The sequence below is a fragment of the Photobacterium indicum genome (genome assembly GCF_003026215.1).
Taxonomy (GTDB): Bacteria; Pseudomonadota; Gammaproteobacteria; order Enterobacterales; family Vibrionaceae; genus Photobacterium; species Photobacterium indicum.
This window is the reverse complement of the sequence record NZ_PYOC01000005.1, coordinates 98235-120659: the sequence shown is the minus strand read 5'-3', so window position 1 is coordinate 120659 and position 22425 is coordinate 98235. Positions and strand designations below refer to the sequence as shown.

Below are 22425 nucleotides of genomic sequence, written 5' to 3'. Positions count from 1 at the left end.
GGGATTTGTATCTAGCAACAAGTCAGAATTAGAACTCTTTGTAACTACGGTACTTAATACTAAAGAAGATCGTATAGAGCACGGGCACGATGAGCAGGGTCAGAATAGTTGCAACACCTAAACCAAACATGATTACCGCAGCCATCGACTCGAAGAAAGCATCTGTAACCAGTGGCAACATACCTAAAATCGTCGTTATCGCCGCCATACAGACAGGACGTACACGGCTTACCGTTGATTCAAATACGGCCTTAAACGGTTCCTTTCCTTCTGAAATATCAAGATTAATCTGATCAAGTAAGACGATACCATTTTTGAGCAACATACCAGACAGACTTAGCATCGCAAGCAATGCCATAAAACCAAATGGCGTTCCCATTACCAGCAGACCCATAGTGATACCTATCATGGCTAGAGGTACACAGCACCAAATAACCAAAGGCTTTCGTATCGAGTTAAACAAGAATACGGTAATAAGGAACATCACCATAAACCCCATTGGCAATGAAGCAAACAGCGCGGCACTTGCATCACCAGACGATTCATATTCACCTCCCCATTCTAGCTCATAACCTGGTGGTAGTTTTATAGCTTCTATCTGAGGGCGAACCTTGTTAAATAACTCGGCTGGTAAAATGTCATACTCAAAATCAGCATCGGCAAATATGGTTAAAGTACGTTTTCGATCGCGACGTTGAATAATTTGATCTTCAAATTTAACATCAAAACCATTTATTACCTGCTGCATGGGAACATAGACCGATAATGTCGGGCTCCAGATCAGCAGGCTATTGATAGACTCGATATTGACCCGCTCTTCATCTGGCAAACGCGCAACGATAGGTAAAAGATTAGTACCTTCACGATATAACCCTGTCTGTAGCCCCGCAAAGGCATAATTCAGGGTATGATCGACATCTTCCTTATTGATGCCTAAGCGGCGAGCCTGAGTTTCATTAAACTTTGGTTCAATAAATTTAGTCCTTTCCCGCCAATCGTGACGTACGTTCACTGTACCTGGGGTGGCATTAAATATTGCCATCACTTCAGTCGCAATATCACGCAGTACATCAGGATCGGAACCTTGAATCCTTGCCTCAATTTTAGCGTCTGTTGATGGACCTATCTCTAATCGCTTAAACTTTAACTGGGCTTGCGGGAACTCAGCCTCGATTTGTTTACGATATGTCGACATTACAGAATCAAGCATATCAAAGTCTGATGTTCGTATTGCTATTTGAGCAAAGGCCGCATAACTTTTTTGTGGTTCATAGGTCAGCATAAACCGTTGAAAACCTTTACCGATGGTGGATGATATAAATTCAACATTATCCAGTTTACTTGCTATTTGCTCCATACCTGCAATGGCTTCACGAGTTTCACGAATATCTGTCCCCTCTGGCAACCAGACATCTACCAAAAAGATAGGTGTAGTTGAAGGTGGGAAAAAAGACTGTTTCACGTAACCGAAACCCATGATTGAGATGGCAAAAGTGACCACAACAGCTATTACCGATACCCAACGGAATCGCATACACACATCAAGCAAGGCTTTATAGCCGACAAAGAATGCACCTTTATATGGGTCGCTTTCTTCTTCACCGCTCTGCGCCACCGCTTCTTTACCAAAAAAGAGTTGAGCAAAAAATGGGGTTAAGGTAATTGCTGTAACCCAAGATAAGGTCAATGAAAATAGCAGAACCCAGAACAAAGAGCCGGCAAATTCACCTGTAGAGTCAGGCGAAAGACCGATAGGCGCAAAAGCGGTAATAGCAATAATTGTTGCGCCCAACAGCGGCCACATCACCTGACCAACAATGGACTTAGCCGCCTCAAGTGTGGATTGACCACGTTGACGCCCCATCAGGATCCCTTCAACAACCACGATGGCATTATCAACTAGCATACCCAAGGCAATAATGAGAGCACCCAGAGATATTCGCTGTAGCTCTATCTCCGCCATTAGCATCAAAATAAATGTGCCTAAACAAGTCAAAAAGAGAATTAATCCAATCAGGATTCCGCTCTTTACTCCCATGAATATCAGCAGCACAATAATAACAATCACAACAGCTGCTACTAGGTTCAAAATAAAGTCACGAACCGAGTTATCAACTTCCACAGGCTGGTTATACATAAACTCCGAAGTCATACCTGCGGGGCGGGCAAAATCAATATCTGTTAATTTATCATTAACTGCTTTACCTATCTCGACGACATTAACCCCCTGACTGAAGGAGATACCTATATTGATCGCTTGGCTCTGGTCAAAAGTAACAAAGTGATCGGGTATTTCCTGAAATCCTCGGTGGATCGTCGCGACATCTTTTAGATAAATGAGCTTATCTTTTGATGTACCAGGAATAATTAGATCACCTAACTCTTCGACAGATTGAAAAGCACCTGTTGGACGCAAACTTAAGTTTTCACCGGCAATACGAATATTGCCTGAGTCGACGACCATATTCTGGGAGTTAAGCAAATTGGTAATAAGGGTTAGATCGATTTGGAACGAAGCCAGTTTACTTAACGATACTTCAATAAATACTTGCTCTTGCTGCTGTCCTTCCAGAGTGACTTTGCTGACACCCGGAACCAACTCCAATTCACGTTTCACATAATCAACATAATCTAACAGATCTTGGTAGCTATAATCATCGCCACGAACCATCATCATGACGCCATACACATCACCAAAGTCATCATTAACCAATGGCGTATAAACCCCAGGCGGCAATTGACTTGTCATGTCTCCCACTTTACGTCGCAGCTCATCCCAGATTTGAGGTAGCTCATCTGGACCATAAGTATTTTTTATAGTCACTGTAATTTGGGACATGCCGGGGGTGCTAATGGAGACAATATCATCCACATAAGACAGAGCCTGAATTGCCTTCTCTATAGGATAAGTGACCTCTTCCTCTACCTCTGTAGCGGTGGCTCCTGGGTAAACTGTTACGACAACGGCATCTTTAATAGTAAAAGGGGGGTCTTCCAGTTGGCCTAAACCGAAGAATGACATTACACCGCCAATCAACAGGATCAGAGTAAACATCCAACTTATGATGCTGTTTTTAACAAAATAACTTGCAATATTCATCGTTCACCCTTCATCTGTTCAACTTTTTGGCCTTCGGTCAAACGTGAAGCTCCGTCAGATATGATCTCTTCTCCATCCTTCAAACCCGCGGTGATTTCTATCATATCGCCTGAAAGAATACCTAAACGGACCTCTCGGAGCGCTACTGTCTGACTATCACTCTGATATACCCAGACATTAGAAATTTGCTTATCCAACAGCAATCCATCTTGCATCATCACAGCATTCACTGGCACCAGGTACCCACGACTATAGGTGTAAGTCATATTCTCTAAATCAACCTTTACTTTAGCTTGCATACCTTCAAGCACCTTATGCTCAGGATCGAAATCAACCGCCAAAGTGGCGATATAGCTGTGAGTTACAGGATCCTTGATCATGCTCACTTCCAAAGGTCTACCCTCAAACGTGATATCGGGATAAGCTTCAAAGGTTACATCAAAAAGATCATCATCTGTTCTATCCTCTTCCCGTATCGCAACAGAAATGATCATATCGGGTATTTGTACATCCACTTCGATCAGATCCATTTTGTGCATACTCAGAACAGAGACACCCGACTGGATATTTTCAAAAGCATCGAGGAATACATCACCGACTATGCCGTCAAACGGCGCCCTTAACTCGGTATACTTCAGCGTAAGTTCTGCCATACGGAACTCTGCCTTGGCCACCAAATACTCAGCACGCATCTTGTCGAATTCAGCCTGCGACATCAGCTTTTTCTTTAACATTGACTTGCCGCGTCGATACTGGTTATTAGTCTGGTCTTTTTTAGCTCGACGATCATTGAGCGCAATTTCATAGTCACTCTTATCTAAAACCGCTAACAAGTCGCCTTTTTTAACCTGTGTCCCTTTCGAGACAGGGATCTCTGCAATTTTTCCATCTACACGAAAAGAGAGCTCCGCCAGATCATGCGCTTTAGCAATACCATTAAAGACTCGTCCTACTTCGTTCTTAGATTCTGGTAACTGGAATACCTCAACACGAGCAATTTTTTCTTCATATTCAATTTCATCAACGCACCCCAGCAGAGCTGTACTACAAAATAAAGTTACCGCTAAAATTTTCATTTTCATGATTACAGCCCCCTCTCTTTAACCCAAGGCACTGCGGCTTGGCCATCTTGTAATTCAGTTGCACCGGTCATCACTAGCCAATCACCATCTTGTAAACCGCTCACCAATCGACCGTCATCAAGCTTTATTGCTACTTTTTCCAATTTATCGCTTTCAGGTAACCAACGAAAAACAAAATTATTTCCATTATCTTGGATTAAAGCACCCGCAGGGATTTCAAGTAATTTATCATTGGCAGAACCAGGAATAGTGAGCTTCACCTTTGCATTCATGCCTGAAAGAACGTTCACCTGTTCGGGAGTCGGTAAAGTGAAAACAACGGTATAACTTGCTGTTGATGGATCTGCGACTGTGCTCAGCTCTTTAAGGCTAGCTTCAAACCACTGTTCTTTTCCCTCAAAATTAATTTCGACTTTGAGTGCGCTTTCTTCTTGCTTTTGTACTCGTTGCAATGAGCCTATATATTGCTCAGCCAGCTGGAAGCTGACATCGATGAATGATTCCGTTTGAATTCCCAATACCTGCTGTTTTTCTCTAACAAACTCAAACTCTTCCGAATAACGAGCTGAGATAGCCCCTTCATAAGGCGCCAGCAACTTAGTATAATCACGATCGTTATTCGCCTTATCTAAAGCTGATTTGGCGGTAGCTAGTTGGCTCTTAGACTTATCAAAATCATTTTTAGATATAAAGCCTTTACCCACCAATTGCTTAGATCTTTTATAAAGAACTCGTGCTAATTCATATTGTGATTTTGCAACCTGATATGCCTGCTCGTACATAGCAGGATCTATAGTTGCCAATAGATCACCAGCCTTAACTTGAACCCCAGGTCTAACCAATATTTTGTTAATTTCACCAGCAACGCGAAAAGAAAGTATTGCTTGGTCTGAGGCCTGTACCTCCCCCGGTAATATTCGTTCTTTTTGACCATCACCAATCTGGACCTGTATCAACTTAACTGGTCTAGGGTAATCAGGCTCACTCTCAACCTTTCTTTCATTACCGCAGGCAGTAAGAAAAGCTAGGCTAGTAATTAGCAAACAAGCCCTGAAGTAATGCAATTTCATACTTAAAAGATACCTTTTGGTGATATTTATAATAATTAGAAAAGTATAGTGTAAATATTAATCACAATTAGACTGAACCATATTTGTACTTGATTAGCCCTAATACTCCGCCTTCTGAACTACACCCAAGCCACCTCAAGATGCAGGATTCAGAGTTTTGTTGGGCTCTATGAGGTGACTTGGGGATACACTTATATAAGTAAGTTCATGTGGGAGAGATCATGGCAAGCAATACAAAATCTCATGCAAGCGATGAAAGAGCGTGATGATAAGACGCTTATAGAAGGTTATGTGTAAGTGGAGGGAACATATACGAATGCGTTTAGCGCTGTCGATGAATTTAAGAAGGTGGAACTCATTCACTGAGCTAAAAAATGATTGGTAATATAAAAAAAAAGCTGTAACCCTTAAGCCTCAAAGAGTTACAGCGAACTACAGTCAGCATTTATACTGCAGAAAATGGTTAGCGGTTTTAACGCCTAAGTTTTTCACTTCGGTTTATTTTTCTAAGTGCATACCGAAGATGTTTATACGTTTTATCTGTCAACTTACATTGACCAAATGTAGAAGATTTGCGATTTCATTCGAATGATAATGCCTCGAATAACATCTAAGAATCCAAGGAAGCCAATTGGCTTTTCTGCACTTATCCATGCCAAACCTACAGAACCTACTGGAATATCGTAACCATCTGTTTCATTAAGCTTTAATCGAACAAAATGGTGTTTATTCGCAACATTAGCACCTGTTACTTGTCGAACATTATCGTCTCGTGCTAATAAGCTCCCCTGCGATTCACCCGTAGCTTCAATAATGCCTTCCACTTCTGCATTGAATACTTTTCCGGGATAAACAGCAGAGGTAAATTCAGCCATCTGCCCTGATTTTACATTACGAATAGCCTGGTGGTTAACTCGCATTAATACGTATTTTTCTTCGGTATACATCTGAATACGTGGCATAACACCAACATATTGCCCTTCACGCATAATAAAATTCGTTAAATAACCATCAGCGGGGGCATGTACTTTCGTGTTATCTAAATTCCATTGTGCTTGCGCGACATTTTCTTGTTCGGTTACAACATCAACCTCATGGCTATTCACATTCAACTGCGATTTTTCAAAATCTAATTTAGCTTTGCTTGCCAATAGTTTTGCTTTATCTAACTGAGATGCGAGTGTAATTTTCTTGGCTTTCGCCACCTCTACCGCCGTGCTTTGTTCATCGATCATACTTTCAGTAATCGTATGATTAACAACTTTATTTTGCTCAATGTAACGGTTATACGTTGTCTGTTTCCATCTCAAATCTTCTTCAGCTGCATTAATTTCGTTCTTATAAATTTCAATATCTTTTAATGACGCTTGGTATGACGATTCAAAAATACGGACATCTTCTTTAGAAATACTTAATGAAACTTCTGCTGAATCAAGTAATGTCTCTGCTTTATTCTTCGCAATAACGTAAGGCTCATCATCAATTTCATATATTAATTGTCCTTCCTTCACCTTTTCATTAGGGCTAACGTAAATAGCTTTCACATTCCCCTTAATTTTGGTCGATGCGGGGCGAAGTTGAATATGGGGGGATTGCACCAATGAACCACCAGACAGATCCATCGGGGCAAATGTGATAAGCCCAACCCATACAAACATCAACCAGCCTGTTCCACCTAAGTAGGCAAAACTTTTCGAATACTTATTCCACGGCATACCCACTAAACGAAGTAGGTAAATAAACAAAGCCCAAACAGCTAAACCCTCAAGCATGCTCAGCCTCCTTAGGTGCTGTGGTTACAGATGAAGACGTTGTTGCTTCATGTTCTTTTTTATATTCAGAAGATGGCACATACTTAGAATCAGTATCTTCTTTCCAAATATCACGAATTCGACGCAATGCTTGTTCGCCATCTACAAAGGCGATAATGACAGCAACTACCCACACCCAATGCCATATAAAACCAATCCATGTAAGGGCAGTAATCAATCCTATTTGATGATGTTCTTTGCTTGATGCTTTATGAATAGGTAATTCATGTATCTTCCAAAAACCGATACCAACAGCAGCAATAGTGCCGATCAAAACAACCGCGGCAACGACATGCAAAGCTGTATCTACACCAGTATCAACGAACGGCATACTAAAGAGGCTCATTTACAATCTCCAATTTCATGAGAGAAATTATTACTTCGTATTTTTATTTTCGAGTATTGTTATTGATATCACATAAGAAACATCAACCAAGGATAGAATAATTCATTACTAGCCAACTATTGATTTACTCTATCCACAATGTAATATTCAGAAACAGTTTAGTGTCATTTCAGTGAGATAAAATATGATTGATATTCCATTTATCAGAACAACTTTTTTACTGCCTCTCATTGCTGGTATTGAAAAACATTTTGGTATTACCTCAAATGATTTAGGCATACCAAAACGTATTATTGATGAACCTATGTCATTAATTCCTCTTTCTGAAGTAATGATATGGTTAGAAAACATCGAACGTAAAACAAACAATCCAGCCTATATGATAGATATTACCTCGGAATTGAAGTTTTCTAATATGGGGTATATTGGTGAGTGGTTTTTATCTTGCCCTGATCTCTCTCTCGCCTTTCGTCGTATTAACTATGGAACATCGTGCTTACAATCGGGTTCGACATTCCACGGTGAGCAATCAGGAAAAATGATTAAGTGGTGCTACAACAGCAGTAAAGCGAAAGGTCGCGCTCGCTTACATGACAGCTTACGTGTCGCTATTATGTATATGCACACGTTAAGATATTATCTAGGGAAAGAATACTGCCCTATTTCAGTAGAGATAAGTGGACCACCTTGTGGAAACGGAAAAGCTGAAGCTTTTTTTGGCTGCGAAATTCAGTGGAATGCACCTGTCACCAAGGTATGGATCGATATTACTATTTTAGTTACTGGCAATAAAAAAGAATTTTCGGTTACGCGCCCTATCATGATGGCTAACTTACAGCTTGATGAGTTTCTTAATATGCCTCAGCCGCAAGATACCGCGAAAGTCATGTTCGAATTAGTCAGTTACGCTCGATATTACGGCCGTCCAAATGTTGACTTTGTGGCCAAGCTTATTGGATTATCACGCCAACAACTTCAACGCCGTTTACATGAATATGGTTGGAACTTTACTGTTATTACGAGCTACGTTCTGTGTAATTTAGCCATTAAATATATGATGGAAGGCATGAAAATAGCCGATATTGCTAAAGAACTCGGATATACCAACACCCAGAGTTTTAGTAAGGCTTTTCAGAAGTATAGAGGTGTAACCCCCTATGAATACCAACAAAAACTACTCGAACGTAGCCGTCACTAAAAGCATATATACCCAAGCTGCCTCAAGATGCTCGTTTCAGCGAGAATTTGTTGGGCTCTAGGCAAGGCACTTATTTATAGACCTAGTCGTTCTACGTTGAGAATAAGTAACACCGCATAGAGCCCAACAAAACTCGCCCTTCGGGAGTGATTCAGCGTATCTACTTCTGTGTCAAATGTGTTTGAAAGGGAATGCCATTCCTACACACATTTTCCTTGAATTAAACACACTGAGATCACTCTGAATCCTGCATCTTGAGGTAGCTTGGGTATATACTCAAGCTACCGTAAGACTATACTTATGCGCTCTTGTTTTTCACACTGCATCAAAAAGTGATCTTCTGGTGTAATGTGATACCACATATCAAATTGCGCTTTTTCATCGCCTTTCAATATTGGCTTAAAGAAAATTCGATAACCTGTAAGATCACGGCGTTGATCGTAATTAAATGGATCAATATTATGTGGATCAGCGATGATTTCACGCGTTAATGCTAAAGGCTTTAATACAGGATCATTTCCTTTTAACTCAAAATGATAATCAATAAATAATTTAAATTCTAACTGTGTTTTATCCTCTAATTGATAACGTACCCATTCTTCAGACATCACAATGCCATCATCACGAAAGTCGTACACTACCCAGCTTTCTTTATTGGGTTCTGTCACTTCAGTAGGCTCACATTGCCATTTACCCTCAAAATTAAACTGCGATGATGAAGCCATTACTGAAGATGGAATCAACATAAAAGGAAGCAATAACCCCAGCGTCGATATTTTTTGTTTAAATTGCATTGTTGATCCTTCCTTAGACCGTTTCCTATGAATGTTACATAACGGTAAACCTAAGTGTACAGTAAACCATGGATAATTTAATAACTCCTCACCCCTAACTCATAAACACACGTAACAGTCTGCTATTACTTAAACGATTTCGAAGGTGCTGTGGCATTAACCCTTTTACATAATTTTTCATAGATTTTGATCTATGCTGTACATGTTAATTATTAATTATATTTTGATGTTATTTACTTCAGTGTGAGCCATTGAAATTGCTATTACCCCTTTAATTATTCTTGGGAGGCGTTATGAACTTCAATCAATTATTAATTCCCATTGCTCCAGAGCAGCCACTTGGCGATTCATTCCATCAAGCTTTACGTTGTGCAAATAGCAATGCATCACAAGTAACACTACTAATGGTAATCGAAGAATTAGCCGAATTAAAAGAAATTGCTAATCACTCTGGTACGACATTAGACTTACTCGATAAAGCCACCAAGGTTTATCACGCCGAATTAAAACAGCATGTAATCAATCTTAAGACTCTGTATTCCAATGTGAAATTTAACACCCAAATTCGAACAGGTATCCCTTTTATAGAGATCATCAAAAGCGCAAAAGAATTTCAATCCAAAGTTATCATTATTGATTCACATCGAAGCAACAAAGAGCGGGCTTGCCAATCGGGAAGTACAACTCGGCACTTAATGCGAAAATCCGAAATTCCAATTTGGTCAATTAGCCCCAATTCAACGCCGATTCGAAACGTCGTAGCCGCGATAGATTTTTCAAATCAAGATAACGAGGGTTTCACTGATAAAATTATTTCGTTAGCCATCGAATTTTGCACGTTAACTGGTGCAGATCTTACACTTTGCCATGCTTGGCGCCTCGAATCTGAAGGTTTTTTAAGAAAATGGAGTGGATATACCGAACTCGATATTGCCCTTGTTGCCAAAAAAATGCGTACGGATAGAGCAATGCGTCTGAAATCGCTTCTAATGCCCTATGAGAATAGTCTGGTCAATACAAAGGTGCGGCTACTGGAAGGTGATGCGAGAAGCGTGCTTCCCCAGTTTGTAGAAAAAGAATCTGTCGATGTTGTTATTCTGGGCTCGCTTTCCCGTTCAGGTGTTGCTGGCTTCCTTATGGGAAATACTGCAGAGTCGATGCTCAATCAGCTTAATTGCTCTGTTATCACCCTCAAACCTGATGCATTTCGCTCACCTGTGCTTAGTTAGTAATTCCAGAGCAGTAAATAGAAATCTATTCTAAGGGCAATGAACAATGAGATGTGCGTGATATACCCAAGTCACCTCAATATGATGGGAAAAAAGCATGGGGTAACGCCTGCCACATGGGTCAAGCTCAGCTCACAATGATTACATTGACTCTTTGTTGGCACTTTAAAGCCGAACACTATAAGACTACTTGAAAAACGTTTCTTACAGCGGGGGCAAACCAATTTTAGTTGCCTGATAGAGATGAAAGTTAGAGTACCCCTCGGTCAGAATGGATAATGAGGTCTGGCTCAATCTCTCTTCGATTAAGCGCAATATTCAGTACGTCAGTGATCAACTGTTCAGTCATCGTTGTGTCTAATGACCAACCGACTATTGCCCTCGAATAAAGGTTCATTACTGTTGCTAGATAAAGCCACTATCAGATTTTCAATTATTCATGATCGCAACATATCACTTTATGCAAACAGAAAGATCTAACCCTACGTTCTTTAGGAATCTTTTTTGAGAAACAGCCAGACAAGGACGCCGACGAATATAAAAACGTTAACATTAAGTAAGGTATCCACTAATTGCAGCGTCATTTGAAGGTCTCCTTTCTTAACTCTTTGATAAAACAGACTGCGATCAACAAAACTATGTAAACGAACGGCAAGGCACCCAAGGCGATGATGCTTTTGACGGCAGCGATGCTGTTGGAGAAAATCATCACCAACCCAAGCGCTCCCAGAATCCCCCCCCAAACAAGTTTAGTCTTCGTGGATGGATTGAGATCACCACCACTGGAAAACATGGAGAGTACAAACGCCGCACTGACCACGCTCGTCACCACGAAGAGGAAGGCTGCGATAACAGTGGCACCGATCGTCAGATCGGAAAACGGTAACTTATCGAGGACAAAAAATGTGGTGCTATCGATGTGATTGTCAATCACATCCAGGATTGCCACATCCGTTTCCAATACCCCATAAAACCCGACACTACCAAAAACGCCGAACCAGAAGATCGAGAAAATTGACGGCACTAGAACCACTCCGAGGATAAATTCCTTGATGGTCCTACCCTTTGAAATACGAGCGATAAATACGCCCACGAACGGCGACCAGGCCAGCCACCACACCATATAGGTGAGGGTCCAGGATTGAAACCAGTTGCCCGCAACCTCATCATAAAAGGTCAGAGTATGGAAACCCTGTGTCAGGACTCTTGAGAAGTATTCGCCAGCCCCTCCCATGATCCCACCCATAATGTAATGGGTGGGTCCGGCGAGGATGACGAAGAACATCAGACAGCCCGCGATGGCCATGGCGGTGTTAGAGAGCACTGCCATCCCCTTGCCAAGGTCAACCGTCAGCGGGCCGAGGTAAGCGATGATCAGCATCCCAAAAATAACCAAGCTGATGGTCATTCCCGATTTTTCCAACCCGAACAGAGACTCCACGCCGGCCTGAACCTGGAAAACGCCAATGGCGATGGAACCGCCCACACCGATGGCGATCGCGGTGATCGCCATGAGGTCACTGAAGCCGCCCACCCACTTCGGCCAGCCTCGATCGCCGAAGACATGCCGGATGGGAGCACTGATAAGATTAGGTGTTCCCTTACGGAAACTGAAATAGGCAATGATAAGGCCAACGGTGGCATAGATGGCCCAGGCATGGAACCCCCAATGGAAGTTCGTGGCAAAGAGTGCATTCTGTGCCGCATCTGGTTGGCTCATATTGGGTAGAAAGGATTTATAGTGGAACAGGGGTTCGGCACTACCAAAATAGAGAAGACCCACTCCCATACCTGCGGCAAAGAGCATCGTCAGCCAACTCACGGTGGAAAACTCTGGCCTGTCGTCATCCTTGCCCAGCCTTATGCTCCCGTACTTGGAAAAGGCTAACCAGATACACAGGTACACCAGCAGGCAGGCGGTCAGCATGATGAACCAACCTCGACTATTGAACATGATCCCGACCACCGTCGAAGAAAATTCCGCCAAACCAGCCGTGTCAGCGATACCCCACAGTGCGATCCCGCCAGTTAAAGACAATGAGAGCAGAAGGATTGGATTCTTGAACATGAGCATTCCTTTCGGTGCTGACCAATTAAAAAAGTTACCAGAGCTTCACAGGGTCAAGTCTTGCCTTTTGCATCAGGCTAATATCAGGCTTTCTATAACCCATGCTCTACCAATTACTATATGAAAAAAGCGAGAGTTGCCCCCTTACTTTTGTTCTTAATCACGCCGGTACTCGCTTAACATGAACTCATAATGACTGTAGCATTGGACGCGGATTTTGCACTCCATTGCCTAAACTGGTTACATATAGCAAAGCACTATGAGGAATTACTTCCTCAGTTTGTTTGCTAACTAACTTTGGGACAGAAACAATTTAGCAAAACCAAAAATGCCACTTCATTTGAGCTTCTACCTTTATCCTATTTTTATCAAAGCTAACCTTGACCTGTCTAAAGCTTCATAGTTTATAGTACCTATATTGATTGAGAGGGGTATTTCCTGTGCTCCCTCAAAAGTAAATAGAGAGAAACTATGAAACGTTTAATTTTGACGATGACATTCTTAGTATTCATGTCATTAAATAGCGTGGGTGCTTTGGCGAGTAACACATATTCTAAATACGGTGTTGCGATATCCAGCGATGGTGAACGAATCGCTTATGGTATCAGTGGGGGCGGAGAAACTGCGCTTATCTTCATTCACGGCTGGAGCTTAGACAGTAGGCTTTGGCAGAACCAGCTTGGTTACTTTTCACAGCAGTACCAAGTGATCACCATGGACTTAGCAGGACATGGGAACTCGTCCTTCACCCGAAAAGAATACACCATGGTCGCTTTCGCTAATGACATTAAAGCGGTAATCGAGAAAGAACAACTTGACTCTGTCATCTTGGTTGGACATTCGATGGCTGGTGGCATTATAGCAGAAGCAGCGAAACTCATGCCGAAGAAAGTGAAGGGTATTATTGGCGTTGATACATCGCAAAACGTGGCATTAGAGTTTCCACAAAGTGACCTTGATTTAATGACCAAGCCATTTGAAGAAGACTTTCAAGGTGGCATTTCGGTATTCGTTAAAGACTCACTGCCAAAAGAGGTAGATGCAGAATTGCTCCACTGGATAACGCAAGACATGGCGTCTGCTCCTCCAGCTATCGCGATCAACCAGTTCCGCCATTATCTAGGCCAATATGTGAGTGGTAAAGCGAGCCGTGTGTATGAGAGCGTTAATGTGCCAGTGGTACTAGTGAATGCTCGATTATGGCCAACCAACTCGGAAGAAAATAAGAAACACATCAAAGACTACAGCATCTACTACATTGAAGACTCTGGACACTTCCCGATGCTAGAGAAGCCGAATGAGTTCAATACAATCCTGATGGAAGCGGTTAAGTCAGTTAAATAGTTTTGTTCTAGCCGTTCACTAACAACTAATAATTAAGAACAAGGTCTCGCAATTGCGAGGTCTTTTTTATTGGGCGAAGGAAAACGGAGTCGTCACTCTAGCTTGTTATGGGGCATAAACGCGTTAGAAAAAGGCTGGTGAAGGCACTTTCAAGTGCATCTAGAACCATTGGGGAGAGGAATAATAGCCATAAATATTGCCTCTTTCACCATATGTCGTAAACTTACAAAAGTATGGTACAGAAAGAAGCAATATCAAGTTATGGTTGTGATAAATATCAACTTATGGTGGTAAATATCACTTTATGGTTGTTTCAACAAAAAGAGGCAATATCGGGTTTATTCTTTACCGTAAACGTTGTTTTCTTGCTCTTGTACACGGATGAATGTCGCGCGTTTTGTTAGCTCTTTAAGTTGCGCTGCACCAACGTATGTACAAGTTGAGCGGATGCCACCCATGATATCTTGGATAGTATTCTCAACAGGACCACGGAAAGGCAATAGCACGGTTTTACCTTCAGCTGCACGGTACTTAGCCACGCCGCCTGAATGCTTAGCCATAGCTGACTCAGAAGACATTCCGTAGAATTTCATGAACATTTCGCCATCTTTTTCTATAACTTCACCGTTGCTTTCTTCGTGACCCGCAAGCATACCGCCGAGCATTACGAAATCAGCACCGCCACCGAATGCTTTAGATACGTCACCTGCGCAAGAACAACCACCATCACCAATGATACGACCGCCTAGGCCGTGTGCTGCATCAGCACATTCGATGATTGCAGAAAGCTGAGGGTAACCTACACCTGTTTTAACTCGTGTAGTACAAACAGAGCCAGGGCCAATACCCACTTTAACAATATCTGCACCAGCAAGGATGAGTTCTTCAACCATATCGCCAGTTACAACATTACCAGCACTGATTACCTTGGTTGGGAATTCAGCACGTACTTTTTGTACATACTCAACTAGATGTTCTGAGTAACCGTTAGCAATATCAATACAGATAAAGATTAGATCATCAGTTAACGCCATAATGTCTTTCGTTTTTTGAAAGTCGGCTTCAGAAGTACCGGTTGAAACCATTGCGTTATTAAGAACGGAAGCATCATTATTTTTAACGAAACCAGCCCAGTCTTCTACTGTGTAGTGTTTGTGGATTGCAGTCATCACATTATGCTTAGAAAGTGATGCTGCCATTTCAAAACTACCCACTGAATCCATATTAGCTGCAATGATTGGTACACCAGACCATTGACGACCACTATGTTTGAATGTAAAATCGCGGGTTAATTCAACTTGAGAACGGCTTTTTAACGTTGAACGTTTTGGACGAAACAGTACATCTTTAAAACCTAACTTCAAGTCTTGTTCGATACGCATGGTAATTCCTTAATCTTATCGAATATTGCTCAGCGAAGCGTTTACTGGCAGGTAATCGTTTTCGTCTTATGAGCAGGCACAAAAAAACCGGAGCGTTGGCAGACGCTCCGGTTTTCAGTATTATAGAGCCAGAAACTTTTTTAACAAGTCTAATAATACGTTTTTTTTTGTGATACCATCCATTAGATTACATCTACAGAAAATGCGATTCCCCTTCTATTGTTATCTGATTTCCCTCTTTTTTAATCAATCTCTTTCATTTTCCTCAAATCCTTGCATAATTCTTAATTCCTTCGTTTTTACCGTCTATATTTCATACAGAAGGACGTTGGTTGTAAGCATTGCACAATGGATGGGTTAGTTGTTTTGAACAAAAGAAAAATAAGAAAAATATTCCCACTCGATTTTTTTGGGGAAGATGGCAGTTGGCGTTTTATTATACGGGCAGAAAGCCCTGATGAAATTATTGATGCTATGTATTGGCGTGCATATATTTCGTGTCATCGTAAAGATTTTGATTTACTGCATTTAGCAACAGATAAGTTTAATTATAAGTACCATTACTCATCATCTGATTCTTCAGAGCTGCATTATGGTTTAGGTGGTGAACCAATGCGGGTGAATATGATGGGCCCTATCGTCCCAATTTCTGTAATTCTTAAGAAATGGGGCAATGATGTAAGTGTTGTTGCTTAATGTATTAATCTGATTAATCACCTCTACTGAGTATTAACAAAAAAGGCCTCTTTTCAGTGGCCTTTTTTGTATCTAAAAATTAGCGTTGTACTTACCTACAATAAAATCATCTACTTGTGATTCGAGGGCATTAGAAGCTGGTTATGCTCACAAACACCGAAATCAAAATACCACCAAGCATAGGAACAGTTGTCCGCTTCGCCAATTCAAACGGTGACACATCTGCCACCCCAGCAATCGCCACCATGTTAGGGGCAATCGGTGAAATATTACGACTCATACCTGCAACAAACTGCATTGGTAGTAACATCATTACAGGGGCTATACCCATCTTTCCTGCAATTTCTGGCACTAAATTGGCAAACGAGAAGAATGCAGCGTTACCCGACCCCATTAAAATTGCAGATACCATGATGATTACCACCATCACGATAGTCATCAGTATCGGACCAAAACCTGCTGATTCAGCCGCATTCACGATCACGTCAATCGCACCGATGGTTTTCAAACCTTGTGCAAAGGTTTGACCTGCGACGATAAATGTCACGACATTAGCAAACTGACGTCCCATACCATCAAAGAATATTTGGATAGAATCGACAACCGCTTTAGCATTATCACGACGAACAAACTCAAAACCAAGTGTCAGTACAATCGATACCAGCATTGCAGTGGTCACGTCCATTTTAATGCTACTGATCATCAACTTGCTGAACGTAAAAATTAATACCAAAGGTATAACGGGTAAAATGGCATAAATCGTTGGTGCTGGTGCATTTCCCTCATATTGCTTCTCGTGCGTTTCTAATTTCTCATTCAAGTGACGATGCTCGCTGGCAATATGGCCACTTTGTACATCGAAATACTTCTGCACCACAATATGCAGCACAGCAATCACAAGTAACGCCGCAGTCGCTACCACCATTTGGTATTGCACGACGTAATCAACAACATCGATGCCAATAATTTCAGCAGCAAAATTTACATTACCTTGCCCAGGGCCCATTTCTACCGCCACTGCCGTTGCAATCGGCGCACATGCCGATAAACGACTTAAACCCACGCTACGCATTAACGGGTATAACGTCACCATTAGCAGCACACCCAAACCAGAAGCACTGGTAATAAAAATCGACAAAAATTCACCAATCACGAAACACATGGCCATGAATAAATACGGCATGTGTTTGATACTTGCCAACGGGCGGGTTAACACGCGAACCAATGCTTCTGATGCCCCGATTTCATGCATATAGAATGCGAAACCAGCGATAGCCATAATCTTTAAACCTAAGCCTGCACTTTGGCTCGAAAAGGTATTTTTAATAAACTGGAAAACATCAAGCCATTGCGATCCTGTCGAAGCACTTTCAGGCAAAGGTAAGTCCTGCCCTATCAACATGGCTGCGACCATTAACACAATACCACCAGCCATCAAAATGGCTTGAGCTTTATACCCTTTTAAAACAAATGTCGCGACAAAAGCCGTCACGATCAACGCGATAATAATAGATAACATACAATCCCTTAAATACAGTCCTGCGCAGAATTTCGCCATGAATAAAGTCGAATACAATTAATAGCGCTCAGGCTATTAACGATAAAGAACTTACCAACAAGCACCATCATTTATGGTTATTCATGGAGAGGAAATTAAATCAATTTAATACGGGCGTAGTCTACAGCGGGAATTAAATAAATAGTGTGATTACACTAACGAACGTAAGGTAGAATAAACACACATAAAAAATGAAATAAAACACATAAGTCATTGAAAAACAATGGATACCCAAAAGGTAGAGTGCAACTCAATTTCTCAATATAATATTGACAATTTAACACTCGCATTTAATTTTAAAATAAAACTGCATCTATTGAAAATTTAACCTTCCGCATTGCTATCTTTTATTTAACAATCATATAACTATATTTTTATTAATTCAGGTAATCATAGAACCACAGAAAAAATACTATTACAGAGATCATTGATTACATACTGTTATCATTATTAGTACTTTTATTCCAAGAATCAGACTTAGCAATTATCTGATTAATGATTACCGCTAACTCTTTTCCTTTCGAGGTTAAACTATAATTGATCGTTACTGGAATCGTTTCTTGCTGCTCTCTGTAAAGACAATACAGATAAAAGCTGTTGGATGAATACCACAACAGCTTATTTATACATAAAAATGGTTCCCCATTAAGTACAACGCCATGCTATTTGTAAAAATAGTCTTTGGGGTACGGTTTTATCAGCTTCGCATCAAATCTGCCATATCAAGCAGCGATTGCTCAATATAAACTCGCATCAAATCGAGTTTGTCCTGCATATCTGTTCGACTTGTTATATTGAAGCAGATGGAATCATTTCGCTTAAAGTATCTAATTCCGTAGCCATCATCGACAAGCGGACCATAACCAGCTAATTCAACACCATATTCTGAGGTAGTGCTAGTACAAACGACGCTGTGAGTCAGAGCCTGATATCCTCCTTGGGTAAATATTTCTGGAAGCGTATCAATTCCGATGTCACGACCAGCAACTTTATAGCGGTATTTAAGCGCGAGTAAATGGGTGTAAATCCCATGGCCAAACCTACACTCATTTGCCCTTTCAACATGTATTCGTGTCGCCTGAATGAGTGAATCTCTCTTAGCCTGAGCGCTACAATCAGGGGCACGCATATTGTGAATAAACGCCATCGACTCAGGCGTAACGGTATACAAAACATCAAGACGCCCATCAAGAAACGTTCTGGTCATTACGGCTTCATAAGCGCTGTAACACTTTCCATAAAGCTTATGTTCCGCTAATTGTAACGCCAACTGAACGAATGCATCGGGGCTCACGCCAAATTGCTTGATCTGATTTTTGCCAAACTGAGTGAAATTCAACACCCTAATTTGGTTATTGGCCGAGTGTTGAGCAAACAAATCAACGGCTGCACGAACTGTCTGTGTTAGTGCACTATCTAAATCAAACTTAAGTTCTTCAGCTGTAGAGATCTGTGATCTCGTTCTCTCAACAGGAGCGTTCCGATCATCAAAAGAAATCTGATCAATCGTGTCATAGATATGTGCAACCAAACGAAGCATAACGGAACCATCAACCCCTGTATGCTCGAAATTGATCCCCGTTTTACCATTTTTAAATACGATAAATTGCAGTGATTTATCGAAAAAACGATCTTTTCCATCTCCATGCAATAACTGCTTGGATACCTCAGTGATCTCTTCTGGGATATTTTCATCCAAACATAAGGCAAAAGCAGCATCTTCAATGATTGTCATCGATTCTCTGTTATTAACCGATATCTGAAGCAAATTTGCCCTGCTTTTTGCCCAAGCATCTCGCGACATTGTTGTTAGCACGCCTACGTTTTGCCCTTCCCCTGAAATAGAAAGAATGCAATCAAGATCGGATTCAATCGCTGATGGCGATCTGATATTTCCTTTTTCATCAAGAATATCAACCTGAAATATACGCTGATTATGCATGGCAACAATGTGCTTTCTAGACGATGAGACTTTAAGCTTATCCATCCCCTGTTGCGCTATTCTTGTTGAGGAAAAAAGGTTGTTGTACTGGTTCATACAAAGTGGCATATCTTTTTGCATGTCAACCGTGAGCTCTTCTTTATCAATCAAAGAGATAAAATTATAAATGCTGGCAATAAGCGCGGCAGCAATATTCGCTTGTGAGCTGGTCTTTACATCAAGCTTACTTTTTAGGTAATAAAAAACATTACTGTTAATCGCCAAGGGGCCACGTGATTCCAAGTAAATATCTTGCCAAGCAGCAGCAGACCAGTTTGAAGGGGCATGTTTACTCCCCCATTCAATCAACTCATTTTGTAGTTTTTCGCCATCTCCACCGGGTTGAAGAAATTGAACGACCACTTTTTTTGTTCTGATTTGTTCTTCTTGTGTTAATAACGGCTCAGCCCATCCCATAAGCTTATGACAAGTTTCATTTAAGCTTGGCACTGGCATTATCGGCAACTCTTTTTGACAACTAAATGTATTTCCCATTAATTTTTAACTCCTTGGGGGTTTGTCTATTTTTTAAATGGGTTTGTTGAGCGCGATTATTTCCATCGCTAGGCGGTAAAAATAAAGTGACACGCAGAGTAAGCCTAAGCTCTAATAACGGCTTTTAAGGCTTATACCACCTAATTTAATGGTATTACTCCGCGCTTTGTAATTTTAAGGGCTGGTATGGGTATAGTTATGTGCTGGTTTCGGTTTCTAGTGAAATATGTTTACCTAACAAGGCGTGATAGAAATCATTATCAGCCAATACGCCAATTAGCGGGCCATCCTCGGCCAGCAGAACAGGTTGTCCCGTTCGATAACGGATTTCCAAACCTTCTCGCATAGATATATCCGGATTAGCTATCACTAAGCTATCTTGTTTTAACCCCTCAAAGCAGTCTCCTTCCTGCCATGAATGTAGATCTAATGCCTTACCCTGACGAGTTGCTGAAGTAACATGTCCTTGAAGATCAGTACCTATATAAGTTTCATCATGCTGGCTTAGCACCAGTTTACTATCCTGTAATTTCAGAGCTGTTACCTCTGTCATCAAAGAACGACCACATAACACATTCAGCGGATTGGTGTGAGCCACAAACTCCGCAACGTATGCTGAATTAGGGTTAAGTACGATCTCTTCCGGCCTACCATGCTGAATTAAACGTCCCGACTCCATAATGGCAATTTTATTACCCAACTTCAGTGCTTCATCCAAATCATGGCTGACGAATACAATCGTTTTATTCAGCGTACGCTGCAGTTCAATCAGTTCATCCTGAAGCTGACTTCTAATTAGAGGATCAAGCGCAGAAAATGGCTCATCCATCAGCAAGATATCGCTATCCATGGTAAATGCTCTCGCCAAGCCGACTCGTTGCTGCATACCACCCGATAGCTCATGAGGATAATTGTTTTTCCATTCAGCCAAGCCTACCATTTCCAACATTTCTTCTGCGCGGCGGCGACGCTCTACTTTACTTATACCCTGCATCTCAAGGCCAAAAGCAGCATTGTCTAGCACTGACAACCAAGGCATTAAGGCAAATTTCTGAAAGACCATCGAAATACGATTTGTACGTAAGTGGCGTAACGCTGCTTTATCGCAATTAGCGAGGTTAATTGGCTCGTCGCCATCCTGAATATTAAGAGAGCCGCGACTAACAATATTCAACCCATTAATAGCACGCAGTAAGCTCGACTTTCCTGAGCCCGATAAGCCCATCAATACGCAGATTTCCCCTTTTTCGATATTAAGGCTAACATCATGCACGCCCACTACATCGCCGGTAGCATCAATGATTTCCTGACGGCTTTTACCATTATCTAGCATGGTTAATGATTTGGCTGTTTGATCACCAAAGATAACATCTAGATTTTTAATACTAATAGCACTCATGATTATCCCTCTCTGCTCTGACTTGCTGGCGTTTTACACAAGCGATCCAAAATGATTGCAACCAACACGATAGCAAGCCCTGCTTCAAACCCCTGAGAAATATTCACTGTATTTAGGGCACGAACCACTGGTTTTCCTAAGCCATCAGCACCGACTAGTGCTGAAATCACCACCATAGACAACGACAACATAATACACTGCGTTATTCCTGCCATAATGTTTGGCATTGCCGCCGGAAGCTCAACTTTGAACAACAACTTCATTCGACTGGCACCGAATGCTCTACCGGCCTCGACCAGTTCTTCTGGTACTCGGCTAATACCTAAATAGGTCAGGCGAATTGGAGCGGCAATGGCAAAAATAATGGTAGAGATAAGGCCAGGAACAACACCTAAACCAAATAACACCAAGGTTGGAATAAGGTAGACAAATGTCGGTATTGTCTGCATCAAATCAAGTATCGGCCGCATGATAGTGTACAGCCAAGGTCTATGTGCCGCGGCAATGCCTATGGGCACACCCACTAATACCGAAAACATTGTCGCACTTAATACCAGCACAAAAGTCTCTATCATTTCTTGCCAATAACCAAGGTTCATGATCAGCAGCAGTGCTGCAACAATAAAGATAACTAATGAGAGGCTTCGGTGAAGGAACCATGCCAAAAGAACAGTCATGACGATGGGAACCGCAGGCGGAAACCATTTAAATAAGTCGACCAAGAACATGATCATTGATTCGAGGGTATATGACAGCGAGTCAAAAAATCCTGAGGCATTATAGGTAAGCCAATCTACGAAAGTTGCCATCCAATCACCTAGCGGGATCTTATGCTCTGTAATAAAGTCCACTGTTACTCCTTAATGGTCTTA

17 protein-coding genes and 1 pseudogene are annotated in these 22425 nt (G+C 41.5%); 4 read left to right on the top strand and 14 right to left on the bottom strand.

All coding sequences use genetic code 11. From position 1 onward, the window contains the following. Positions 1-28: 28 nt before the first annotated feature. The 5 genes from C9J47_RS15070 to C9J47_RS15050 form a co-directional block, all read right to left on the bottom strand. Entirely contained in the window at positions 29-3100 is a 3072-nt protein-coding gene (locus C9J47_RS15070) for an efflux RND transporter permease subunit (RefSeq protein ID WP_107254253.1), read from the bottom strand. After that, positions 3097-4182, bottom strand: a complete 1086-nt coding sequence (locus C9J47_RS15065) for an efflux RND transporter periplasmic adaptor subunit (protein WP_107254252.1) — start codon at positions 4180-4182, stop codon at positions 3097-3099. The genes C9J47_RS15070 and C9J47_RS15065 overlap by 4 nt, the downstream gene beginning before the upstream one ends. A gap of 2 nt (positions 4183-4184) precedes the next feature. Further along, positions 4185-5252: an efflux RND transporter periplasmic adaptor subunit gene (locus C9J47_RS15060; protein WP_107254251.1), complete on the bottom strand. Its 1068-nt coding sequence runs from the start codon at positions 5250-5252 to the stop codon at positions 4185-4187. Positions 5253-5800: 548 nt separating this feature from the next. Continuing rightward, on the bottom strand, positions 5801-7024 hold the full coding sequence (locus C9J47_RS15055) for an HlyD family secretion protein (RefSeq protein WP_107254250.1): 1224 nt from the start codon (positions 7022-7024) through the stop codon (positions 5801-5803). Continuing rightward, complete coding sequence (locus C9J47_RS15050) at positions 7017-7409, bottom strand: MFS transporter (RefSeq protein ID WP_245903487.1); 393 nt, start codon at positions 7407-7409, stop codon at positions 7017-7019. The genes C9J47_RS15055 and C9J47_RS15050 overlap by 8 nt, the downstream gene beginning before the upstream one ends. A gap of 184 nt (positions 7410-7593) precedes the next feature. On the opposite strand from C9J47_RS15050, the gene C9J47_RS15045 reads away from it, so the two are divergent. Continuing rightward, positions 7594-8607: an AraC family transcriptional regulator gene (locus tag C9J47_RS15045; RefSeq protein ID WP_107254249.1), complete on the top strand. Its 1014-nt coding sequence runs from the start codon at positions 7594-7596 to the stop codon at positions 8605-8607. Positions 8608-8888: 281 nt separating this feature from the next. Here C9J47_RS15045 and C9J47_RS15040 read toward each other — a convergent pair whose 3' ends face one another. Next, the gene (locus C9J47_RS15040; protein WP_107254248.1) at positions 8889-9401 is read right to left on the bottom strand and encodes a hypothetical protein; all 513 of its coding nucleotides are present in this window, start codon (positions 9399-9401) and stop codon (positions 8889-8891) included. A gap of 293 nt (positions 9402-9694) precedes the next feature. On the opposite strand from C9J47_RS15040, the gene C9J47_RS15035 reads away from it, so the two are divergent. Further along, a complete protein-coding gene (locus C9J47_RS15035) occupies positions 9695-10630 on the top strand; it encodes a universal stress protein (RefSeq protein ID WP_107254247.1) in 936 nt (311 codons plus the stop codon). Positions 10631-10880: 250 nt separating this feature from the next. Here the strand turns inward: C9J47_RS15035 and C9J47_RS15030 are convergent. Beyond that, positions 10881-11036: pseudogene (locus C9J47_RS15030) on the bottom strand (DDE-type integrase/transposase/recombinase); the annotation flags it as partial. Positions 11037-11210: 174 nt separating this feature from the next. Continuing rightward, positions 11211-12698, bottom strand: coding sequence for a BCCT family transporter (locus tag C9J47_RS15025; protein ID WP_107254245.1), 1488 nt, complete (start codon positions 12696-12698; stop codon positions 11211-11213). Positions 12699-13169: 471 nt separating this feature from the next. Here C9J47_RS15025 and C9J47_RS15020 point away from each other — a divergent pair, with 471 nt between their 5' ends. Next, on the top strand, positions 13170-14042 hold the full coding sequence (locus C9J47_RS15020) for an alpha/beta fold hydrolase (protein WP_107254244.1): 873 nt from the start codon (positions 13170-13172) through the stop codon (positions 14040-14042). A gap of 338 nt (positions 14043-14380) precedes the next feature. On the opposite strand, the gene C9J47_RS15015 is transcribed toward C9J47_RS15020, so the two are convergent. Continuing rightward, positions 14381-15424, bottom strand: a complete 1044-nt coding sequence (locus tag C9J47_RS15015; RefSeq protein WP_107254243.1) for a GMP reductase — start codon at positions 15422-15424, stop codon at positions 14381-14383. 366 nt (positions 15425-15790) lie between these two features. Between C9J47_RS15015 and C9J47_RS15010 the strand changes: the two genes are divergently transcribed. Then, positions 15791-16120, top strand: coding sequence for a hypothetical protein (locus C9J47_RS15010; RefSeq protein ID WP_107254414.1), 330 nt, complete (start codon positions 15791-15793; stop codon positions 16118-16120). 130 nt (positions 16121-16250) lie between these two features. Here the strand turns inward: C9J47_RS15010 and dcuC are convergent, their stop codons facing one another. The 5 genes from dcuC to choW form a co-directional block, all read right to left on the bottom strand. Further along, positions 16251-17639 carry a C4-dicarboxylate transporter DcuC gene (gene dcuC / locus C9J47_RS15005; RefSeq protein WP_107254242.1) on the bottom strand — a complete coding sequence of 463 codons (1389 nt, stop codon included), beginning with the start codon at positions 17637-17639 and terminating at the stop codon, positions 16251-16253. Positions 17640-18109: 470 nt separating this feature from the next. Then, positions 18110-18292 carry a winged helix-turn-helix transcriptional regulator gene (locus C9J47_RS15000; protein WP_245903484.1) on the bottom strand — a complete coding sequence of 61 codons (183 nt, stop codon included), beginning with the start codon at positions 18290-18292 and terminating at the stop codon, positions 18110-18112. 83 nt (positions 18293-18375) lie between these two features. Continuing rightward, the gene (locus C9J47_RS14995) at positions 18376-20154 is read right to left on the bottom strand and encodes a choline/carnitine O-acyltransferase (protein ID WP_211321758.1); all 1779 of its coding nucleotides are present in this window, start codon (positions 20152-20154) and stop codon (positions 18376-18378) included. Between the two features lie 196 nt (positions 20155-20350). Then, complete coding sequence (choV, locus tag C9J47_RS14990; protein ID WP_107254240.1) at positions 20351-21553, bottom strand: choline ABC transporter ATP-binding protein; 1203 nt, start codon at positions 21551-21553, stop codon at positions 20351-20353. A 2-nt stretch (positions 21554-21555) separates the two neighbouring features. Further along, positions 21556-22404 (bottom strand): choline ABC transporter permease subunit, encoded by an 849-nt coding sequence (choW, locus tag C9J47_RS14985; protein WP_107254239.1) that lies wholly within the window; start codon positions 22402-22404, stop codon positions 21556-21558. Between the last annotated feature and the right edge of the window lie 21 nt (positions 22405-22425).